Source organism: Actinomadura sp. NTSP31 (genome assembly GCF_041951385.1).
In the GTDB taxonomy this organism is placed as follows: domain Bacteria; phylum Actinomycetota; class Actinomycetes; order Streptosporangiales; family Streptosporangiaceae; genus Spirillospora; species Spirillospora napierensis.
In genome coordinates, this window is the sequence record NZ_JBGNUT010000012.1 from 82,709 (window position 1) to 102,683 (window position 19,975).

Genomic DNA, 19,975 nt, shown 5'->3' on the forward strand with positions numbered 1-19,975 from the left:
CTCCATGCATGGGTTCTTCACTCGGGGCACGGTGTTCGGAACGGGCGTCCTGAGGCGGGTGCGCGGGCGGTTGCGGCCGATCGTCGGCTCGCTCGTCGCGGCAGTGCTCGTAGCGGCCCTGGTGTCGGCGCTCGGGACCGGCGGCGCGTCCGCGCAGCCCCGGCACCAGCGCGTCACGGCGGACGGGCTCGCCGACCTGCCCGCCGTCGAACCGGTGATGGACTGCGCCGACCTGGCGGGCCTCCGCCTGGACGGCGTCACCGACGCACCCGTCACGATCACGTCCGCGGCGGTCTCGACCGCGGGGGCGCCGGCGCCGTACTGCGACGTCCGGGGCACCATCGCCCCGGCGGACACCATCGTGATGCGGCTGCCCGTCCACGGCTGGACGCAGCGCTACCTGCAGACCGGCTGCGGCGGCGAGTGCGGCAGCTCGAACATCAACTACACCCAGGCGGCGACCTGCGCGCCGGTCGCGGACGGCACCATCGCCAGCGCCACGACCGACATGGGCCACCAGGGCTCACCGGACGGGTCGTGGGCCGCGAACGCCCCGCAGGCGCAGATCGACTTCGCCTACCGGGGCGTGCACGTGACCTCGCAGGCGGCCAAGGCGCTCATCGAGCGGTTCTACGGCCGCTCCCCGGCCTATTCCTACTTCGACGGCTGCTCCGACGGCGGCCGCGAGGCGCTGATGGAGGCGCAGCGGTACCCCGGCGACTTCGACGGCATCGCCGCCGGCGCGCCCGCGAACGACATGGTCGTCCAGAACACCTTCCACCACGCCTGGAACGTCCTGACCAACCTCGACGGCGACGGGCACTCCATCCTGCTCGCCGGCAGGCTGCCGCTCGTGCACCGGGCCGTGCTGTCGGCGTGCGACGGGCTCGACGGCCTGAAGGACGGCCTGATCGGCGACCCGCGGCGCTGCGACTTCGACCCGGCCACGCTGCTGTGCGGGTCCGGGCAGGATCCGTCGACGTGCCTGAGCAAGGCCGAGGCCGGCGTGGTCCGGCGGCTGCACGACGGCGCGGTGGACGAGCACGGCACGCGGCTGGAGCCCGCGATCTCCCATGAGTGGGGCTCCGAGCTCGAATGGACGCTGTTCATCCCGTCCAGGCAGGGGCAGACGGTCGGCAGCCAGAACTTCGTGGAGTCCTTCGCCCGCTATCTCGGCTACACCAACCAGGTCAGGCCCGACTGGAAACTGTCCGACCTCAAGTTCACCGTCGAATCGTTCTGGAACACCGTGCAGTCGTCCGGCCACCTCTCGGCGATGGACCCCGACCTCGGCCGCTTCCAGCGCGGCGGCGGGAAGCTGCTTCTGTGGCACGGATGGAGCGACCAGCACATCTCGCCCCAGGGCACGCTCGCCTACTACGACGCCATGCAGAAGACCATGGGCCGCAAGGCCGTCGACGACTTCGCCCGGCTCTACCTCTTCCCCGGGGTCGCGCACTGCGGCGGCGGCGAGGGGCCCGACACCTTCGACGTGCTCACGCCCGTGATGGCGTGGACGGAGAGCGGCCGGCGCCCCGGAAGGATCGTCGCGTCCAAGGTGGCGGACGGCACCGCGACCCGCACCCGTCCCGTCTACCCCTATCCGCAGGTCGCGCGCTACGACGGCACGGGCAGCACCGATGACGCCGCGAACTTCACCGCCGCAACGCCCCGGGACGAGCCGCGCACCGGCTACCGCTGGCTGGGAGAGCGGCTCTACTCGGGCGGCTACCAGACCTGGTGCCGGGCGGACGGCACGCTCCTCGCCTGCCGGCCGTCGCAGACCTGGCTGACCCGCAAGGCGACCCGGGCCTGACCGATGGCGGCCGAAACCGATTCGGCACGGCGGCGAATGGGGCGCGCGAGCCCCGCCCATCGCGGCTAGTTTTACGGGGAAAGGCCGACCGCGAATTGGGGAGTGTGCCGTGGCCGAAGAGGCGGGCAGCATCATCGACACGTCCGTACCGCATTCCGCGCGCATCTGGAACTACTGGCTCGGAGGCAAGGACAACTATCCCGTCGACCGGGAGGCCGGCGACCAGTATCTGCAGGTCTACCCGGGAATCGCGGACATCGCGCGGGCCGGCCGCAACTTCCTCGCCCGCGCCGTCCGCCACCTGGCGGGCGAGCAGGGAATCCGGCAGTTCCTCGACGTCGGGACGGGGCTGCCGACCGTCGACAACACGCACGAGGTGGCGCAGCGCGTCGCACCGGATTCGCACATCGTCTACGTCGACAACGACCCGCTCGTCCTGTCGCACGCGCACGCCCTGCTCACGAGCCGTCCCGAGGGCGAGACCAGCTACATCGAGGCCGACATGCGCGACCCGGAGCAGGTCCTGCGCATGGCACGGGAGAAACTCGACTTCGACCGGCCGATCGCGGTGATGCTCATGGGCGTGCTCGGCCATATCGACTCCTACGACGACGTCCTGCACATCATCCGGACGCTGACGGGCGGCCTCTCCTCGGGCAGCTTCCTCGCCCTTTATGACGACACCGACACCGACGAGGCGCACAACGAGGCGCAGCAGCAGTACGACGACACCGGGGCGGTCCCCTACCGGCTCCGCCCGCCCGAGCAGATCACCGCCTATTTCGACGGACTGGAGCTGGTCGAGCCCGGCGTGACGGCCTGCGAGAAATGGCGTCCCGAGCCGAATCCGTTCGGCGACACACCGGTCACGTCCACGCTCTGCGGCGTCGCCCGCAAGCCCTGATCCGGGTCAGCGGCCGTCCAGCAGCGGGCGCCGGGGGTCCCAGGCGGCGCCGTCCCGGGCGTCGCGGCGGCGCCGGGCGATGCCCGACAGGGCCTCCAGGACGACGCGGTTGGCCAGCGCCGAGGTGATGTCGGCGTGGTCGTAGGGCGGTGACACCTCGACCACGTCGACGCCGGCGACCGGGAGCTCGTAGGCGGCGCGGCGCACCGCGTCGAGGAGCTGGCGCGCGGTGAGGCCGCCGGGCTCGGGGGTGCCGGTGCCGGGGGCGTGGCCGGGGTCGCAGACGTCGATGTCGACGGACAGGAACACCCCGTCGCATTCGTCGGTGGCGGTCGCGAACGCCTCGGTGAGGCATGCGTCGAGGCCGCGCGCGACGATCTCGGTCATCTCGTAGGAGCGCATGCCCTGCGCGGCCATCCAGGCGAGCGTCTCCGGGCCCGGCCAGTAGCCGCGCAGGCCGAGCTGCAGGAACCGGTCGCCGCGGACGGCCCCGGACTCGATCAGCCGCCGCATCGGCTGCCCGTGCCCGACCAGCGAGCCGAAAGCGACGTCGCCGGTGTCGGCGTGCGCGTCGAAGTGGACCATCGAGACGCGGCCCTGCCCGAGGTGCCGCGCCACCCCCGCGGCGTCGGGCCAGGCGATGGTGTGGTCGCCGCCGAGGACCAGCGGGATCGCCCCGTTCCTCGTGACGGTGTACACCGCCTCCTCCAGGTCGCGGACGGAGCGCGCGGCGTCGCCGGAGTACATCTCGACGTCCCCGGCGTCGAGGACGGTGAGGTCGCCGCGGAGGCCGTCCACGCGCAGCGCCAGCGACGGCCGCGACCCGTCCTGCGGCAGGTAGCAGGTCTGCCGGATGTACTGCGGCCCGAACCGGGTGCCGGGCCGGTGCGAGGTGCCGCCGTCGAACGGGGCGCCGAGGACGACCACGTCGGCGCCGGTGTAGGTCGCGGGGTCCGACCAGGTGCAGCGCGGCACGCCGAGGAAGGTGATGTCGGGGCCGAACTGCGGTCCGTACCGTTCTTCCCGGGTCATCCGCGTCCTCTCTGCCGCAACGGTGATGCCCGGGTGTTCTTCCCCGTCCGGGGCGTGCCGTCACCTGGGGGCGCGGGGCGGCCCGGTCATGCTCCGGGTTCGGGGGTGACGCCGTCGGGCATGACGTTCGGGCGGGCCTTCGCCACCAGGGCGGGGATGACGTCGTCCAGCTCGTGCGGGTCCCAGCGGGCGCCCTTGTCGACCACCGGGCCGGCGCGCCAGCCCTCCGCGACGCTGATCCGCCCGCCCCGCACGTTGAACACCCGGCCGGTGATCGCGCGCGCGCCCGGGCTCGCCAGCCACACCACCAGCGGCGCGATGTTGGACGGGTCCGCCGGGTCGAAGCCCTCGCGCGGGCGCTCGCGCCCCGGCGCCAGGTTCTCGGTCATCCGGGTCAGCGCGGCGGGCGCGACCGCGTTCACCGTGACGCCGTAGCGCCGCAGCTCGCGGGCCGCGATCACGGTCAGCGCGGCGATCCCGGCCTTGGCGGCGCCGTAGTTGCCCTGCCCGGCGTTGCCGTAGATGCCGGACGACGAGCTGGTGTTGATGACGCGGGCGTCGACCTCGTGCCCGGCCTTGTGGCGTTCCCGCCAGTACGCGGCGGCGTGCCGCAGCGGCGCGAACGTGCCGCGCAGGTGGACGTTGATGACCGCGTCCCATTCCTCGGCGGACATGTTGACCAGCATCCGGTCGCGGAGGATGCCCGCGTTGTTCACCAGGACGTGCAGGTCGCCGAACCGCTCGACGGTCGAGGCGACGAGCCGGCGGGCGCCCTCGAAGTCGGAGGCGTCGGTGCCGTCGGCGACGGCCTCCCCGCCCATCGCACGGATCTCCTCGACGACCTCGCCCGCCGGGCCGGCGGACGAGCCGGTGCCGTCCACCTGCGCGCCGAGGTCGTTGACCACCACGCGGGCGCCGTGCCGGGCGAACTCCAGCGCGTGCTCGCGGCCGATCCCCCGGGCCGCCCCGGTCACGATGACCACCCGTCCGTCGGCGATCGCGGACATGCTCGCTCCCTCCCGCCGCGGACGGGCCGGGCACCCGTTCCGGCGCACGCTTAACTAGAGTTGGTTTCTAGAATTAACTTTCAAAACCATGCGACGGGAACACCCGGATGTCAATGGGACCGGCGCCGCCGGACGGGATGGACGGGCGCACCGGCGCCGGGAGGCCCGATGGGATAGCTTCCAACGGTGGAATCCGCTGGAGTGTCCCTCGGCGGGGCGCGGCGGCCCGGCCGGGACGACGGCACGCACGCCGGCGACGCCGCGCACGCCGGGAGCCCCGCGTCCTTCCGCGGACGCCTGCTGGCGGGGCTGGCCGACTCGATCCGGGAGCGCGGCTTCCGCGAGACCACCGTCTCCGACATCGTCCGCCACGCCCGCACGTCCCGGCGCACCTTCTACGCGGAGTTCCCCACCAAGGACGCCTGCTTCGTCGAGCTCCTCCAGGTCACCAACCGGATCCTGCGCCGCCGCGTCACCGAGGCGATCGACCCGGCGGCCCCGTGGGAGACGCAGATCCGCCAGGGCGTCCAGGCGTACGTCGAGATGGTCGCCTCCGAGCCGGAGATCACGCTGAGCTGGATCCGCGAACTGCAGGCGCTCGGCGCCGGCACCGCCCGGCGGATGCAGCGCGAGGCGGTCGACGCGCTGTTCCGGCTGCTGCAGGACGTGACGGGCAACGCCGGGATGCTGCGGGCCGGCACCCGCCCGGTCGGCCGGCCCTTCGCGCTGCTGCTGATCGGCGGGCTCCGCGAGCTCACCGCCACCCTCGTCGAGGACGGCGCGGACGTCGGCGACATCACCGAGGTCGCGGTCGAGGCGACCATCGCGCTGTTCCGCCCGGTGCCCGAGAACGGCCCGGCGCCGATGCCCGGCGGCGCGCGCCCGCCGCGTTACGACGACGGTATTGCGGACCCGCGGAACTGATCTTCCGAACGGCGCCCGCGCCGCCGAATTTCCCTTCTCCGGCACGGTAGGCGGGCGTTCCGCACCGTGGTACCGTCCCGTACCACATCAACCCCGGTGCCCTTCGGCACGCGGGGCCGCCATGCCGAGAGCATCGTCCAGAAGAGCGCGCGATGGCCGACATTGACGAGGACGACTTCACCGAGCACGCCGTCCACCTGGAATACACATGGCGGACCTGGCGGTACATGCTCACCAGCACCGCGGTGCCCGCCCTGCTGTGCGTGAGCGCGAACGGCATCCTGCGGCTCGGCAGCTTCGTCGACCACGGCGCCGCCGAGCGGGTGTTCTGGGACGTGGTCACGCTGGCCATCCAGGACGCCGGCGGCCATCTGGCGGACATGCGGGTCAACAGCACCCGGGCGGCCGTCGTGCTGGAGGGCCCGCCGGACGGCCGCGCGCACCTCGCCGTCCGCTCGGCTTCCGGGTTCAACCTCGCGCACTGCTACGACACTTCCTACGACGCGCTCGACGCCTGGGCGCAGATGGCGAGCGAACTGGCGCTCAGGCCGTGCTGACCGCGCGAACCGCCGATCTTCCGGGAAATTGCGGAAGGCCGGCATCGGCCTCGCCGAAATTCAGAGGATCGACCATGTGAACGCCCGCTCCGGTGAATTCACCGGACCGGGAGAACACCGTCCGGCGGACGCGCGATCAAGGAACGGAATCGCCGCCTCCGGACGGTCCCCGGCCCGCCGACACCAGCCCGGTCTCATAGGCGAGGACGACGGCCTGGACGCGGTCGCGCAGGTTCAGCTTGGACAGGATCCGCGCCACGTGCGTCTTGACGGTCGCGGCGCTCAGCGTGAGGCGCTCGGCGAGCTCGGCGTTCGACAGCCCGGTGGCGAGCAGCCCGAGCACCTCCAGCTCGCGCGGCGTCAGCTGCGACAGGTCGCGGTGCACCGCGGGCCGGACCGCGTCGAGGGCCTCGTCGCGGGGCGCGAAGCGCTCGATGAGGCGGCGGGTGATGGCCGGCGCGAGCAGCGCGTCCCCCGCCTGGACGAGCCGGACCGACGCGGTGAGCTGCTCGGGCGTCACGTCCTTGAGCAGGAAGCCGCTGGCGCCCGCCGTGAGCGCCGCGTAGACGTAGTGGTCCAGGTCGTAGGTGGTGAGGATGAGCACGCGGGCGCCGCCGCCGGCGGCGGTGATCTGCCGGGTCGCCTCGATCCCGTTCGTCTCCGGCATCCGGATGTCCATCAGCACCACGTCCGGGCGCGTGCGGCGGACGGCGGCGACCGCGTCCGCGCCGTCGGCGGCCTCGGCGACGACGTCGATGCCGTCGGCCGCGAGGATCATCCGGAAGCCGGTGCGGACGAGCGCCTGGTCGTCGGCGATCACGACCCGCAGGCCCGCGCCGCCCGCGGCGGCGGCGCCGGGCCCGGTCACGGCGCCCGCCAGGGGATCGTGGCGGCGACGCGGAACCCGCCGGCCAGGGTGCGGCCGGACTCCAGCGTCCCGCCGTAGACGGCGAGCCGCTCGCGCAGGTTGATCAGGCCGCGGCCGTTGCCCGCCCGGGCCCCCGCCGCGCCCTCGCCGGGCGCGCCGCCGGTGTCGGTGATCTCGATGCGCAGGTCGTCGCCGTCGCACCGGACCGCCACCGCGGCGGACGCGCCGGACGCGTGCTTCATCGCGTTGGTCAGCGCCTCCTGGACGACCCGGTAGGCGGTGAGGTCGACGCCGGGCGGCAGCGGCCCCGGCGGCGGGTCGAGGTCGGCGGTGACGCGCAGGCCGGTGGCGCGGACCCGGTCGATGAGCGGGCCGAGCCGGTCCAGGCCCGGCTGCGGGACGGGCACGCCGGCGGCCTCGTCGACGGACGGCGCCAGCAGGCCCATGACGTGCCGCAGCTCCGCCATCGCCGCGCGCCCGCTGGCCTCGACGTCCAGCAGCGCCTTCTTCGACAGCTCCGGGTCGGCGTCCACCACCTTGCGGGCCGCGCCGGTCTGGATCACCATCACGCTCACATTGTGGGTCACCACGTCGTGCAGTTCCGCCGCGATCCGGGCGCGCTCCACCTCGACGGCGCGCCGCGCCGCCTCGTCCCGCTCCCGCTCGGTCTCGGCGAGCCGGCGCCGCCAGGAGCGCACCGTCATGGCCAGGACGCCGGCGGCGAGCAGGATGAAGAAGGGCGCCGACCAGTCCGGCAGCGAGGCCGCGGTGCCGCGGTAGGCGAGGCCGGCGAGGACGGCGGCGGCCCCCAGGCTCGCGACGGCCTGCGTGCGGTAGCGGCTGTGGGCGATGGCGCTGAAGCCGCCGACCAGGCAGGCGAGCACCGTCACCCAGCTGAGCCCGTTCTTCAGGGCGCACGCCGCCACCAGCACCACCCAGAACGTGGTGAGCGGGTACACGCGCCGGAAGGCCAGCGGCAGCACCGACAGGACGGTCAGGCTCCAGGACGGGTGGGCCGCGCCGGTGCCGTCGTCGACGCCGTCGGGCGGGGCGGGCGGGGCGGGCGGCGCGTCCGGGCCGAAGTCCATCTTCTGCGGATGGTCGCCGCCCGTCTTCGCCGCCACGAGCAGCGCCACCGCGGTCAGGATGAGGGCGAACGCCGCGTCCGTGGCGAGGGCGCGGCGCGAGGGCGGTTCGTCCGCCGGTTCGGGCCGGAGCAGCCCGCGCAGCCCCTCGCGCCAGTCGCGCGGTCCGTCCACCTGCATGCCCCACATTGTGTCTCCCCCCGCGCCGGCCCGGTATCGGCTGAGCGGGCGGGATCCTCGCCCGTGCGGCGTACATCGCGAGGATGACGCCCGGCGGAGTCGTCCGCGCGGCGGACCGGATGTCGGTGCGGCGGCGGACGCCCCGGCCGGCCCGCCGCGCATAGCTTCACGTCCGCTGACACCGGGCGGCGGCGTGCCGCCCGCAGGCGGAGGGCGGGAGCCTCATGGGAGACGTGATCGAGCTGGACGGCGCGACGAAGGAGTACGGCGGCGCGGCCGTGCCGGCGCTCGGGCCGGTGTCGCTGGCCGTCGAGGAGGGCGAGGCGCTGGCGGTCGTCGGGCCGTCGGGCAGCGGGAAGTCGACGCTGCTGAACCTGGTCGCCGGGCTGGACCGGCCGTCCGCCGGGACTGTGACGGTGGACGGGCGGCGCGTCGACCGGCTCGGGGAGGCGGCGCTCGCCCGGTTCCGGCGGGAGCGGATCGGGTTCGTGTTCCAGTTCTTCAACCTGCTGGACGACCTCACCGTCGCCGACAACGTGCGGCTGCCCGCGCAGCTGGCGGGGGTGCCGCGCCGCAAGGCGGCGGACCGTGCCGCCGAGTTGCTGGAGACGCTCGGCATCGGCCGGCACGCGGGCGCCTACCCGGGGCGGCTGTCGGGCGGCGAGCGGCAGCGCGTCGCGGTCGCGCGGGCGCTGGTCAACCGGCCGGCGCTGCTGCTGGCCGACGAGCCGACGGGCGCGCTGGACACCGCGTCCGGCCACGAGGTGCGCGAGCTGCTCGCCGAGGTGCACGCGGGCGGGCAGACGATCGTGCTGGTCACGCACGACATGGCGCTCGCGCGGTCGCTGGCGAGCCGGACGGTCGCGCTGGTCGACGGCGCGATCGCCGCCGACGAGCGGGCGGGGGCGCGGCGATGAGCGCGCTCGGCCGGGTCGTGCGCTCGGGCGTGGGGCGGCGGCGCGTCCAGACGCTGGTGGTCGCGCTCGCCACGCTGATGTCGGTGGCGTCCGCGGTCGTCGCCGGGTCGCTCATGGTGGCCTCGTCGGCGCCGTTCGACCACGCGTTCGGGCGGGCGCACGGCGCGCACCTGACCGCGCAGCTCGACGGCGGGAAGGCCACGGCCGCGCAGGCCGCGGCGACCGCGGACCTGCCGGGCGTCACGGCGAGCGCCGGGCCGTTCCCGGTCGCGGTCGTCTCGCTCACGGCGCGGGGCGGGGCTCCCCTGCCCGAGCTGACCGTGGCCGGGCGGTCCTCCTCCGGCGGCCCGGTCGACCGGCTGGAGATCACGGCGGGCCGGTGGCCGTCCGGGCCGGGCGAGATCGTGATGCCGGTGCAGGTGCCGCCCGACGTCGGCGTCGGGGCGGTGCTGACCGCGCCGGGCGGGCGGACCCTGAAGGTCGTCGGGCAGGCCCGCTCGGTCACCGGCTCCGCCGACGCGTGGACGACCCCGGCCGGTCTCGCCGCGCTCCGCACGGCGAAGACGCCCGCGACGACGCAGATGCTGTACCGGTTCTCGGGGTCGCCGGCGAAGTCGGCGCTGGCCACCGACCGCGCGAAGCTGGCGGCGGCCCTGCCGAAGGGCGCGCTGGCCGGTACCCAGTCGTATCTGGACGCCAAGTACGCCGCCGACCGCGAGGCGGCCACGTTCGTTCCGTTCCTGATGGCGTTCGGCGCGCTCGGCCTGGGCATGTCGATCATCGTCGTCGCCGGCGTGGTCGGCGGCACGGTCGGGGCGAACCTGCGGCGGATCGGGATACTGAAGGCCATCGGCTGCACGCCCGCCGAGGTCGTCCGCGCCTACGTCGCGCAGGCGCTCGTCCCGGCCGCCGTCGGGACCCTGCTCGGCGTGGTGGCCGGGAACCTGATCGCCTACCCGCTGCTCGGCGACGTGCAGCAGGTGTACGGGACGACCGGCCTGTCGGTCGCCTGGTGGGTCGACGCCGCCGTCGCGGCGGGCGCGCTGCTGGTCGTGGCGGTCGCCGCCCTGGTCCCGGCGCTGCGGGCGGGACGGCTGCGGACCGCCGAGGCGATCGCGGTCGGCCGGGCGCCGAGCACGGGACGCGGCCGGCGGGCGCAGCGGATCGCCGGGCGGCTGCCGCTGCCGCGCGCGGTGACGCTCGGGCTGGCGACGCCCTTCGCGCGCCCCGTCCGGTCGGCGTCGATGCTCGCGGCCGTGGTGTTCGGGACCGCCGCCGCGACGTTCGCGATCGGCCTGGCGGCGTCGCTGAACGTCATCGGCGACGCCCGCGACCCCGCCACGTCCGCCGCCGTCAGCGTGATGGGCGGGAGGCTCGCTCCTCAGGAGGCAGGGCCGCCGCCCGGCCAGGGACCGGAGCGGAAACCGGCGCAAGGACCTGCGCGAGGACCTGAGCAGGGGCCGCCTCCGATGGACGGGGCGAAGGTGAAGGCCGCGATCTCCGCCCAGTCCGGCACGGCGTCGTTCTACGGAGTCCGCAGCGCGCAGGCGACCGTGACGGGCGTCGTGGGAGCGGTCGACATGCGGCTCTACCAGGACGATCTGCGGGCGGGCGCGTACGAGATCATCGCGGGGCACTGGGTCACCGGCCCAGGCCAGGCCGTGGTGCCGACGCACTTCCTCGACGTGACCGGCCACCGCATCGGCGACACGATCACCGTGCTGGACCAGGGCACCGCGGTGCGGCTGCGGATCGTGGGCGAGGCGTTCGACCTCGAGAACGACGGGATGCGCGTGCACGCCGCCGCCTCCTCGTTCTCCGGAGTCGGGGACCGGGGCGCGGCCGACGAGTACCTCGTCCGGTTGAAGCCGGGGGTCTCGACGGCGTCCTACCTCGGCGGGCTGAACCGCGCGCTCAAGCCGCTCGGCGTGCAGGCGATGGCGACCGGCGGCGACACCAGCAGCACGATCGTCGTCCTGGACTCGCTGGCGGCACTGCTCACGCTGCTGCTGGTCACGGTGGCGGGGCTCGGCGTGCTGAACGCGGTCGTGCTGGACACCCGGGAACGCGTGCACGACCTGGGCGTCTGCAAGGCGATCGGGATGGCACCGCGGCAGACCATCGCGATGGTGCTCGCCTCGGTCGCCGGGCTCGGCGCCGCGGGCGGCCTGCTCGGCCTGCCCGCGGGCGTCGCCCTGCACCACCTGGTCATGCCGCTGATGGGGGACGCCGCGGGCACCCGGCTGACCGCGCGCATGACGGCGGTCTACGACGTCCCGCTGGTCGTCCCGCTGGCGCTCGGGGGCATCGCGATCGCGATGCTCGGCGCGCTGCTGCCGGCCGGCTGGGCCGCGAAGGCCCGCACCGCGACCGCCCTCCGCACCGAGTGACCCGGCCTCAGAGGGGGCGGGTCTCCAGGACCTGCCGGAGTTTCTCCTGGGCGCGGGCGGCCTGGCGGGCGCGGTAGGCGATCGGCATGTAGCGGAGGCGCTCGGGCAGCAGCGGCGTGCTGCGCCCGATGACCTGCCCGACGGCGCGCAGTCTCCGCTCGTCGGCCTTGCTCCACGACAGGCCGAGCTTCTCGCGGGCGCCCGGCGGGAGCGTGCCGACGGAGATGAGGCGGCCGAGGCGGCCGGTGGCGGCGATCAGGGGCGTCGCCACCGGCCGCAGCGGCGCGGGGACGCCGGGCGGGAGCTTGTCCATCCGGTCGAGGACTTCGAGGGCGACCTTGTGCGGGACGAGGGTGTTCTCCACCATGTCGTCGAAGTACGCCCAGTACTCCTCGATGGTCTTGGGCAGCATCCGCTCGGGCACCTGCAGGATCCGGCCGAGGTTGAGGAACTCGTCGAACACCTGCTGCTGCTCGTCCGGGGTCATCGGCGCGGGCGCGAAGTACTTGGACGCGGTGACGGCGGCGTAGAAGCCGGTCAGGTGCACCCATGCCCATGGTTCCGCCGACAGCGCGTGGTGGCTGGTGCCCTCCTCGTCCACCGCGCTGAGCGGCTTGTGCATCTCGCGGAGCCGCCTGCCCTCCTCGATCGCGGTCCGCCCGCCGTACACCCAGGTCTGCACGGACGCGAAGCTGCGCGCGGCGCGGCCCAGCGGATCGCGGCGGAAACTGGACAACCGGTCGACCACGGTGCCGATCGCCGGATGCATGGTCTGCAGGATGAACACGCTGTTGCCCGCGATCGCCGAGGTGTAGAGCCCCATGGTGTCCCAGAGGATCGAGCCGGGCTCGAACGGGACGGGCTCGGGGCGCGCGGCGCCCCGGGCCGCGGCGTCCGCTGCTGGCGCGGTGGCCGCGTTCTCGGTCATCGTCATGGTCTCGCCTCCCGATGCGTCTCGCATTACAGTGGAACGCGAATAAGTAGTCGCTTACAAGTCGCGTTCCGGAAGGGTCCCCCGATGCCCCGCTCACCTGGGCTCTCGCCCCGCCGGACGCCGCGCCAGGACCGGTCGCGGCAGACGGTGGAGCGCATCCTGGACGCCGCCACTCGCGTTCTGTCCGAGCACGGCTACGACGGCGCGTCCACCAACCGCATCGCCAGGGCGGCCGGGATCAGCAACGGCTCGCTCTACCAGTACTTCCCCAACAAGGACGCGATCGTCATCACGGTCATCGACCGGTTCGCCGACCATCTCGCCGACCGGCTCGGCGCGCAGATCGAGTCGACCATGCACGCGTCGTGGCAGGAGGCCGGCCGCGCGCTGCTGGACGTGCAGATGCGGCTGTTCGAGGAGCACGCCGACCTGCTGCGGATCATCGTCGAGCAGATCCCGCGGCTCGGCCCGTTCGACAAGCTGGCCGCGCTGCAGCGGCGGCTGACCGACCTCGTCCGGGTGTACCTGCTGGTGAACCGGGACGCGTTCCGCGACGACCTGGACGTGGACGCCGCGCTGTGGATCCTCGCCGAGGCCGTCGGCGAGCTGTCGATCAAGTACGTGCTGGACCGGCCGCCGATCCCCCGCGAGCGGATGATCGACGAGCTGGCCGAGCTGGTGATCCGCTATATCCGCGGGTAGCCGGCCCGCACCGGCTCGCCCGGCCACAACCGGCGGGTGAAGGGGTCCGCCGCCACCAGCCCGGTCAGCAGCACCGGCCCGAGCGCCAGGCTGAACAGCACGTCGGTGAGCCAGTGCTCGTCGGCGAGCGTGAGGGACGCGCCGGTCAGGAACCCGGTGACCAGCGCGGCGTCGCGCCGGGCCCGCGCCGTCAGCCGCCGGCCGAGGGCCGGGACGACGATGACGAGCAGTTCGACCGCGACCCAGATGAGCAGGAAGCCGTTCAGGGTGTGGCCGGACGGATAAGCGTCGCCGTGCGTCCACAGGACGTCGGTGTTCCCGTACGGATACGTTCGCGGGATCACCGACTTCACCCCGATCTGGAGCAGCGACAGCAGAACCACGACCGCGAACGGCACCAGTGCGGGACGCGGCGAACGCGTCCGGAGAACCCCGAGAACCGCCAGGGGGACGAGGACGTATTCCACGATGACGCCGCGCTGCCCGAGCTGGGTGAAAACCCCGACGACCGACATCCACCCGCCCCGGACATCGGCGTCGTAGAACCTGTGGACCGTCCAGTCGAGATGCCGGAGCGGGCCGTCCGCCAGAACGTCGGCCGTGACACCGGCCATGACGATGGCGGCGAGGACGTACCAGCCCCACGACCGCCAGCGCATACGGAGGGTCTTCCCCGATCACCACCCGTGACGCATGGGGCACGGCCCCATAGCGGGCCGGGGGCGACATGGGCGCCCCGCACATTTCGAAAGGGCACCGCATTGGCTTGACTGCCGGATGGGCGCCCCTCCTTCCCGATCCCCACCCCGTTCGACCGATCCGGGAGAGCCCTCATGCATCGACCACCCCCGCGCATTCTGCGGCGCCTCGCGAAATGGCTCGCGTCCGCCGCCGCCCTCACCCTGCCCGCCGCCGTGCTGGGCGCGGTCGCGACCACCGCCCCGGCGCACGCCGCGACCGGCACCTACCAGCAGGTCACCGGATTCGGGTCCAACCCCGGGAACCTGCAGATGTACGAGTACGTCCCGGCCGGGCTGCCGTCCGGCGCCCCGCTCGTGGTGGCGCTGCACGGCTGCACCCAGAGCGCGGACGACTACTACTCCCATTCGGGCTGGCCGCAGTTCGCCGACCAGTGGAAGTTCGCGGTCGTGTTCCCGCAGACGACCACGTCCAACAACATCCAGAAATGCTTCCAGTGGTTCGATCCCGCCAAGGACGCGCGCGGCGGCACCGAGTCGGCGTCGATCGTCCAGATGGTCTCCTACGCCGAGCAGAAGCACGGTTCGGATCCGCACCGGGTGTTCGCCACCGGGCTTTCGGCGGGCGGCGGAATGACGGCCGACCTGCTCGCCGCCTACCCGGACGTCTTCGCCGGCGGCGCGATCGACTCGGGCCTTCCGGCGCAGTGCGCCACCAGCCTCGCCGCCGCGAGCGGCTGCCAGATGAACAATCAGAACCTCACGCCCGCGCAGTGGGGCGACAAGGTCCGCAACAGCCACTCCGGCTACACCGGACCGTGGCCGCGCGTCGCCATCTGGCAGGGCACCTCCGACTACACCGTCTATCCGGTGAACGCCACCGAACTGCGCGACCAGTGGACGAACGTCTGGGGTATTTCCCAGACGCCGTCGAGCACGCACAGCCTGCCCGGCGGCACCACGCAGAGCGTCTACAACGACGCGAACGGGAAACCGGCCGTCGAGGTGTACTCCATTTCCGGGATGGGCCACGGCCTCGCCGTCGACCCCGGCTCGGGCACCGACCAGTGCGGCACCACCGGCGCGTACTTCCTCGACGCCATCTGCTCCACCTCGTACACGGCGAAGTTCTGGGGGCTCGACGGCTCGGACGGCACCGACCCGGGCGATCCAGGTGACCCCGGCGACCCGGGTGACCCCGGCGGGCCGCAGCAGTGCTTCACGGCGAGCAACTACGCGCAGGTCGTGGCGGGGCGGGCGCACATGAGCGGCGGCTACACCTACGCCAACGGCTCCAACCAGAACATGGGCCTCTACAACGTGTTCGTCACGCACACGCTGAAGGAGACCTCCACGAATTACTACGTCATCGCCGATTCCGGCTGCTGAACCCCGGACCGGGCCGTCCGCTGGGGCGGCCCGGTCCTACGGCGTGATGACGAGCTTCCCGCGCGTGTGGCCGCTCCGGCTCTCGTCGAAGGCGGCGCCGACGTCGTCGAGGGAGAACGTCTTGGCGACGTCCACCCGCAGCGCGCCGCGTTCGACCATGGCGGCCAGGTCCGCGAGCTTCGCGCCGTCGGGTCGCACCCAGATCCAGTGGCCGCCGTGCTGCTCCACGCTGTTGTCGGCGACGGACACGTGCCGCCCGCCCGGCGCGAGGACGGCGAGCGTCGCGTCAAGCTGCCCGCCCACGAAGTCGGCGACCGCCGTGACGCCGTCCGGCGCGAGCTCGCGGACCCGCTCCACCAGCCCGTCGCCGTAGGCGACCGGTTCGGCGCCGAGTTCGCGCAGGTGGTCGTGGTTGGACTCGGACGCGGTACCGATGACGCGGGCGCCCCGGTCGACGCCGATCTGCACCGCGAAGCCCCCCACTCCCCCGGACGCCGCGTGCACGAGCAGCACGTCGCCCTTGCCGACCTCCAGCCGGTCGAGCGAGCGCTGCGCGGTCATCCCGGCGAGCGGCAGCCCGCCCGCCTCGTTCCAGCCGAGCGCCGCCGGCTTGCGCGCGCAGTGCACGGCCGGAACCGCGACGTACTGCGCGAACGTCCCGGCGTGCACGACGCTCTTGCGGGCGTAGGCCATGACCTCGTCGCCCGGCGCGAACTCCGGCGTGTCCGGGCCGGCCGCGCGGACGACCCCGGCGACGTCCCAGCCGGGGATCACCGGGAAGACGACGTCCATCATCGCGTCGAGCCCGCCGGACATCACCTTCCAGTCCACCGGGTTGACGCCCGCCGCGCGCACCTCGACCAGCACCTCGCTCGGGCCGAGCTTCGGGTCGGGCGCCTCGCCGGCGGTGAGGCGGGAGTTGTCGGAGGCATAGGAGTCATAGGTGGCGGCACGCATGTCCCTCAACCTGCCACCGGGCCCGCCCGCTAAACCCGCTCGCCCACGGGTGCGGTGCCGGGTGCGGGACGCACCCGCAGCCCCGGCACGAGGGACACGGTGACCGCGACCGACGCCGCCCCCATCACCGCCATTCCCGTCGCCGGCGAGGTGGCCTGCGCGATCCCGCCCGCGAGCGCGGCGCCGACCCCCTGCATGGCGAGCATCCCCGACGAGTGCAGGCCGAGGGCGTGGCCGCTCAGCTCGTCCGGGGTGAGCTGCAGCAGCCGGTCCTGGAGCAGCAGGGTCGCGCAGTACCCGACGCTCGCCGCGGTGATCGCGGCCACCGCGACGGGCAGCGGCGGGTTCAGCGCGAAGACCAGGTAGGGGGCGGCGAGCAGCAGCCGCATGGGCGCGTCGAGGGTCTTGCGCCAGGCCGGCGGGACGAACCGCCCGGCGAGCGTGTCCCCGGCGAGCATGCCGACCGCGCTGGCCGCGAGCAGCAGCCCCGCGTTCCGCGGCGCGTACGGGACGAACAGCGACTCGCAGCCGACGATCAGCCCGTTCGGCACCCACAGCGCCAGGTAGACGGCCCGCCGCGGCCCCGACGACCACAGCCGGACGTTGTTGCGCCACGTCTCCCCGGCGGTCGCGCGCCCGGTGGCGCGCGGCGCGCGGGCGCTCAACCCGAACCGGGCGGTGGCCGCCGCCGCGAGGTACAGGGCCGCGCCGATCAGCAGCGTCCCGCGCGCGGAGAGCGCGTTGACCAGGACGCCGCCCATCGCGAACCCGATGATCTGCATCAGCCCGACCGACATGTTGAGCACCGACCGGCCGAGCAGGTACCCCTCCCGGTCGAGGATCTCGTTCAGCAGCCCGTACCGCACCCCGCCGCCGACCGCGCTCACCACCCCGAGGGCGAGGACGAGGGCGAACACGCCCCACACGGCCAGCCCCGGGACGGCCTGCGCGGCGGTGCCGGCGGCGAACAGCAGCGACAGGCCCGCGAGCGCGGCGCGCGGCGGAAGGCGGTCGGCCGCCGACAGCAGCGTCAGCGCCCCCGCGAGCTGGGCGAGCATCGGCCCGAACATCGCCAGCGACGACAGCAGCGGCGAACCGGTCCTGGCGTACACGAGCGTGCCGAGCGCCAGCCCGCTCACCGTCTGCGCCGCCACCTGGCCGGCCGAGGTCAGGAACAGCGGCGTGAACTCCGGCGTGCGGAACAGGTCCCCGTAGGTGCGCATGATCGAATTCTCCGGGGCATCCCGCCGGGCCCGTTACTCTTTCGCGGGGAGGCGAAACCATTGGGCTGGTGGGAGATCAACGCGGACACGCTCGCGGGGAGCCGGTTCGTCGTCTCGCCGCTCGCCGAGGCCACCGCCTGCCTGAAGGCGCTGCGCTGGGAGAGGGCCGGGAACCCGGCCGAACGCGCGTGGCTGGACGCCCACCTGCCGGCCTACCGCGCGCGGATGGCCGCCGACCCCGTGACGGCGCGGCTCGTCCAGGCGGCCTTCGTGCCGAGGTGGAACGCCGACTTCGTCACGCCCACCCCGACCGGCGAGCCGGAGGCGTCGTTCGAGGCCGAACTGGAGTGGATCCGGGGCACGGCCCCCGAGGCCGCCCGCGCCGACCTCGCCGTCTCCCTCGACGGCCCGCCGCCGTCCGTCCTCGACCGCGACGACCTGCCCGAACGCGCCGCCGGCCTGCTCACCTGGGTGTGGCGGGAGATGGTCCGGCCCGACTGGCCGCGGCGGCGCCGGATCATCGAGGCCGACATCGTCTCCCGCGTCGCGCACCTGAGCCAGGGCGGCTGGGCCGCGGCCCTGAGCGACATGCGCCCCGGCATGCGCTGGCTCGGCGCGAACCGGCTGCAGATCAACACCGCCGACTACCCGCCGCGCGACCTGGCGGGGAAACCGCTGATGTTCGTGCCGGTCACCCCGGGGCAGTCCTGGGTCTCCTGGGATCGGGCGTCGTCCCGGTACGCGATCGTCTACCCGTGCTCCGGCACCCTCGCCGACGCGGACGCCGCCCCGGTGCCCGACGCGCTCGGCGCGCTGCTCGGCCCCGTGCGCGCGTCGGTGCTCGTCCTGCTGGACACCCCGAAGAGCACCACCCAGCTCGTGGCCCTGACCGGCCGCGGCCTCGGCAGCGTCGGCCGCCATCTGAAGATCCTGCTGGACGCCCGGCTCGTCCGCCGCCGCCGCGCCGGCCGCTCGGTCCTCTACTACCGCACCCCCGCCGCCGAAGCGCTCCTCGCGGCCCAGCGGACGTCCCGCCCGCGCGGCCGGTGAGCCGGCCGCGCGGGCGGGACACCGGGTCAGCAGCCGCTCCGGGTCAGCCTGATCTTCCAGGCCGGGGTCCAGTCGACCTCGGCCGTGATGGGAGCCGCGGGAACGCAGTCGATCTGCGCGCCGCCGCGGTTGTAGAGCCTGACCGCGGCGCCGCCGGTCTGCGCATTGGTGAGGCCGCCCTGGCCGCGCCAATTGCTCAGGTTGTAGGTGCCGTACTTGTAGAAGTCGAAAACGTAGTATCCGCTGCCGTAGGAGACGATGGCGCAGGCGCGCCCCGAAGGGCATTTCGGAATATTTCCGGCATTGCTGTAGTACTTGTGCGAGACGGCGGGCGACGTGGACGGTGCCGCCGCGGCACTGGCGGGAGGCGCCGCGGCGACGAGCGCGAGCGCGGCCGCGCCGAGTCCGACGGCGATTCCGGCCTTGCGCCGAGCCCCTGCGATTCCACTGGACATGCTCATGGATTTGCTGCCCTCGCTTTCCCCCGGGTGCACACCCCGTGACGACATGGTCGATTCCGCTCGTTACAAGCGGTCAACGCCAGTGACTCTATGTGGCGCAACCAATCATGTAAAGAGCAGAAAAGTGTTACCGCATGCCGCCGTCGCGTTCCGAAATGCGGCGTCCCTTTTCCATTCGCGGAAACGTCCGTAATCCGGGCCCGGTCAGCAGGCGGTGGCGCGGTCGAAGCGGCGGATCAGCTCGATCGCCGCGTCGATGACCTCCTGGGCCTCGGCCTCGTCCTCGCTGGTGGCGACCTCACGGCCGGCCTCGCCGATGACGGTGGTGAGGACGGCGACGGTGAGGCGGTCGATCGGCTCGCCGCCGAGCGCGAGCAGCACGGCGTTCTGCCGGACCCAGTCGCGGCGGCGGGTGCGGCGCATCAGGTCGAAGCCGGGCGGGCCGTCGCCGTCCATGAACAGGCGGGCGAGGTCGCGGCGCTCCCAGGAGCCGGCGAGGAACGCCCGGGCGCCGGCGATGAACAGCTCGACGGGGTCGTCGACGCCGGCGTTCTTGGCCTCGGCGACGCTCGCGGTGGCGGCCTTCTCGTGCGCGCCCTCGTGCTCCTCCCACAGGGCGAGGAACAGCTCGGTCTTGCCGCCGAAGTGGTGGTAGAGGCTGCCGACGCTGGAGCCGGCGCGCTCGACGACCTCGGAGATCGCGGCGTCGGCGAAGCCGTGCGCGCAGAACACCTCGCGCGCCGCCTCGAGCATCGTGCGGCGCGTCTGCGCGGTGCGGCTCCATTCCCAACCGCCCCTGCCGCTCGGCTTGCGGGCCATCGGTCCCCCGTCCGTCGGCGGCCGCCGTCCGGCCGTCGGTGGAACAGATTCTAGAAAGCGCT

General features: G+C 73.6%; 19 protein-coding genes. 9 read left to right on the forward strand and 10 right to left on the reverse strand.

Annotation, left to right across the window (positions count from 1 at the left end; all coding sequences use genetic code 11):
- Positions 1-4 precede the first annotated feature (4 nt).
- Together ACA514_RS21375 and ACA514_RS21380 are read left to right on the forward strand one after the other, a co-directional pair.
- Complete coding sequence (locus ACA514_RS21375) at positions 5-1,816, forward strand: tannase/feruloyl esterase family alpha/beta hydrolase (protein WP_375042958.1); 1,812 nt, start codon at positions 5-7, stop codon at positions 1,814-1,816.
- 109 nt (positions 1,817-1,925) lie between these two features.
- Entirely contained in the window at positions 1,926-2,720 is a 795-nt protein-coding gene (locus ACA514_RS21380) for an SAM-dependent methyltransferase (protein ID WP_375042959.1), read from the forward strand.
- Between the two features lie 6 nt (positions 2,721-2,726).
- On the opposite strand, the gene speB is transcribed toward ACA514_RS21380, so the two are convergent.
- The gene (gene speB / locus ACA514_RS21385) at positions 2,727-3,752 is read right to left on the reverse strand and encodes an agmatinase (RefSeq protein ID WP_375042960.1); all 1,026 of its coding nucleotides are present in this window, start codon (positions 3,750-3,752) and stop codon (positions 2,727-2,729) included.
- A gap of 86 nt (positions 3,753-3,838) precedes the next feature.
- Positions 3,839-4,759, reverse strand: a complete 921-nt coding sequence (locus tag ACA514_RS21390; RefSeq protein WP_375042961.1) for an SDR family oxidoreductase — start codon at positions 4,757-4,759, stop codon at positions 3,839-3,841.
- Positions 4,760-4,945: 186 nt separating this feature from the next.
- On the opposite strand from ACA514_RS21390, the gene ACA514_RS21395 reads away from it, so the two are divergent.
- Both ACA514_RS21395 and ACA514_RS21400 read left to right on the forward strand, forming a co-directional pair.
- Entirely contained in the window at positions 4,946-5,683 is a 738-nt protein-coding gene (locus ACA514_RS21395) for a TetR/AcrR family transcriptional regulator (protein WP_375042962.1), read from the forward strand.
- Positions 5,684-5,835: 152 nt separating this feature from the next.
- Positions 5,836-6,240, forward strand: a complete 405-nt coding sequence (locus ACA514_RS21400) for a hypothetical protein (RefSeq protein ID WP_375042963.1) — start codon at positions 5,836-5,838, stop codon at positions 6,238-6,240.
- Positions 6,241-6,376: 136 nt separating this feature from the next.
- On the opposite strand, the gene ACA514_RS21405 is transcribed toward ACA514_RS21400, so the two are convergent.
- Positions 6,377-7,108, reverse strand: a complete 732-nt coding sequence (locus tag ACA514_RS21405) for a response regulator (RefSeq protein ID WP_375042964.1) — start codon at positions 7,106-7,108, stop codon at positions 6,377-6,379.
- Positions 7,105-8,373: a sensor histidine kinase gene (locus ACA514_RS21410; RefSeq protein WP_375042965.1), complete on the reverse strand. Its 1,269-nt coding sequence runs from the start codon at positions 8,371-8,373 to the stop codon at positions 7,105-7,107. The genes ACA514_RS21405 and ACA514_RS21410 overlap by 4 nt, the downstream gene beginning before the upstream one ends.
- 224 nt (positions 8,374-8,597) lie before the next feature.
- Here ACA514_RS21410 and ACA514_RS21415 point away from each other — a divergent pair, with 224 nt between their 5' ends.
- Entirely contained in the window at positions 8,598-9,290 is a 693-nt protein-coding gene (locus tag ACA514_RS21415; protein WP_375042966.1) for an ABC transporter ATP-binding protein, read from the forward strand.
- Positions 9,287-11,680 carry an FtsX-like permease family protein gene (locus tag ACA514_RS21420; protein WP_375042967.1) on the forward strand — a complete coding sequence of 798 codons (2,394 nt, stop codon included), beginning with the start codon at positions 9,287-9,289 and terminating at the stop codon, positions 11,678-11,680. Before ACA514_RS21415 ends, ACA514_RS21420 begins: the two co-directional genes overlap by 4 nt.
- A 7-nt stretch (positions 11,681-11,687) precedes the next feature.
- Here the strand turns inward: ACA514_RS21420 and ACA514_RS21425 are convergent, their stop codons facing one another.
- The gene (locus ACA514_RS21425) at positions 11,688-12,614 is read right to left on the reverse strand and encodes an oxygenase MpaB family protein (protein WP_375042968.1); all 927 of its coding nucleotides are present in this window, start codon (positions 12,612-12,614) and stop codon (positions 11,688-11,690) included.
- An 84-nt stretch (positions 12,615-12,698) separates the two neighbouring features.
- Here ACA514_RS21425 and ACA514_RS21430 point away from each other — a divergent pair, with 84 nt between their 5' ends.
- Positions 12,699-13,316 (forward strand): TetR/AcrR family transcriptional regulator, encoded by a 618-nt coding sequence (locus tag ACA514_RS21430; RefSeq protein WP_375042969.1) that lies wholly within the window; start codon positions 12,699-12,701, stop codon positions 13,314-13,316.
- Here the strand turns inward: ACA514_RS21430 and ACA514_RS21435 are convergent.
- The gene (locus tag ACA514_RS21435) at positions 13,301-13,975 is read right to left on the reverse strand and encodes a phosphatase PAP2 family protein (protein WP_375042970.1); all 675 of its coding nucleotides are present in this window, start codon (positions 13,973-13,975) and stop codon (positions 13,301-13,303) included. The two genes, ACA514_RS21430 and ACA514_RS21435, sit on opposite strands and share 16 nt — an antisense overlap.
- A gap of 174 nt (positions 13,976-14,149) precedes the next feature.
- On the opposite strand from ACA514_RS21435, the gene ACA514_RS21440 reads away from it, so the two are divergent.
- Positions 14,150-15,403: an alpha/beta hydrolase family esterase gene (locus ACA514_RS21440; protein WP_375042971.1), complete on the forward strand. Its 1,254-nt coding sequence runs from the start codon at positions 14,150-14,152 to the stop codon at positions 15,401-15,403.
- A gap of 36 nt (positions 15,404-15,439) precedes the next feature.
- Here the strand turns inward: ACA514_RS21440 and ACA514_RS21445 are convergent, their stop codons facing one another.
- Both ACA514_RS21445 and ACA514_RS21450 read right to left on the reverse strand, forming a co-directional pair.
- Entirely contained in the window at positions 15,440-16,360 is a 921-nt protein-coding gene (locus tag ACA514_RS21445) for an NADP-dependent oxidoreductase (protein ID WP_375042972.1), read from the reverse strand.
- 29 nt (positions 16,361-16,389) lie between these two features.
- On the reverse strand, positions 16,390-17,583 hold the full coding sequence (locus ACA514_RS21450; RefSeq protein ID WP_375042973.1) for an MFS transporter: 1,194 nt from the start codon (positions 17,581-17,583) through the stop codon (positions 16,390-16,392).
- 60 nt (positions 17,584-17,643) lie between these two features.
- On the opposite strand from ACA514_RS21450, the gene ACA514_RS21455 reads away from it, so the two are divergent.
- On the forward strand, positions 17,644-18,633 hold the full coding sequence (locus ACA514_RS21455; protein ID WP_375042974.1) for a transcriptional regulator: 990 nt from the start codon (positions 17,644-17,646) through the stop codon (positions 18,631-18,633).
- 26 nt (positions 18,634-18,659) lie between these two features.
- On the opposite strand, the gene ACA514_RS21460 is transcribed toward ACA514_RS21455, so the two are convergent.
- Entirely contained in the window at positions 18,660-19,094 is a 435-nt protein-coding gene (locus ACA514_RS21460) for a hypothetical protein (protein WP_375042975.1), read from the reverse strand.
- Positions 19,095-19,298: 204 nt separating this feature from the next.
- Positions 19,299-19,913: a TetR/AcrR family transcriptional regulator gene (locus ACA514_RS21465; protein ID WP_375042976.1), complete on the reverse strand. Its 615-nt coding sequence runs from the start codon at positions 19,911-19,913 to the stop codon at positions 19,299-19,301.
- Positions 19,914-19,975 lie beyond the last annotated feature (62 nt).

Coding starts and splice junctions, on each gene's coding strand:
- ACA514_RS21375 (WP_375042958.1), top strand. CDS start 5: ATGCATGGGTTCTTCACTCGGGGCACGGTGTTCGGAACGGGCGTCCTG.
- speB (WP_375042960.1), bottom strand. CDS start 3,752: ATGACCCGGGAAGAACGGTACGGACCGCAGTTCGGCCCCGACATCACC.
- ACA514_RS21390 (WP_375042961.1), bottom strand. CDS start 4,759: ATGTCCGCGATCGCCGACGGACGGGTGGTCATCGTGACCGGGGCGGCC.
- ACA514_RS21400 (WP_375042963.1), top strand. CDS start 5,836: ATGGCCGACATTGACGAGGACGACTTCACCGAGCACGCCGTCCACCTG.
- ACA514_RS21410 (WP_375042965.1), bottom strand. CDS start 8,373: ATGCAGGTGGACGGACCGCGCGACTGGCGCGAGGGGCTGCGCGGGCTG.
- ACA514_RS21415 (WP_375042966.1), top strand. CDS start 8,598: ATGGGAGACGTGATCGAGCTGGACGGCGCGACGAAGGAGTACGGCGGC.
- ACA514_RS21420 (WP_375042967.1), top strand. CDS start 9,287: ATGAGCGCGCTCGGCCGGGTCGTGCGCTCGGGCGTGGGGCGGCGGCGC.
- ACA514_RS21425 (WP_375042968.1), bottom strand. CDS start 12,614: ATGACGATGACCGAGAACGCGGCCACCGCGCCAGCAGCGGACGCCGCG.
- ACA514_RS21430 (WP_375042969.1), top strand. CDS start 12,699: ATGCCCCGCTCACCTGGGCTCTCGCCCCGCCGGACGCCGCGCCAGGAC.
- ACA514_RS21435 (WP_375042970.1), bottom strand. CDS start 13,975: ATGCGCTGGCGGTCGTGGGGCTGGTACGTCCTCGCCGCCATCGTCATG.
- ACA514_RS21440 (WP_375042971.1), top strand. CDS start 14,150: ATGCATCGACCACCCCCGCGCATTCTGCGGCGCCTCGCGAAATGGCTC.
- ACA514_RS21445 (WP_375042972.1), bottom strand. CDS start 16,360: ATGCGTGCCGCCACCTATGACTCCTATGCCTCCGACAACTCCCGCCTC.
- ACA514_RS21450 (WP_375042973.1), bottom strand. CDS start 17,583: ATGCGCACCTACGGGGACCTGTTCCGCACGCCGGAGTTCACGCCGCTG.
- ACA514_RS21460 (WP_375042975.1), bottom strand. CDS start 19,094: ATGAGCATGTCCAGTGGAATCGCAGGGGCTCGGCGCAAGGCCGGAATC.
- ACA514_RS21465 (WP_375042976.1), bottom strand. CDS start 19,913: ATGGCCCGCAAGCCGAGCGGCAGGGGCGGTTGGGAATGGAGCCGCACC.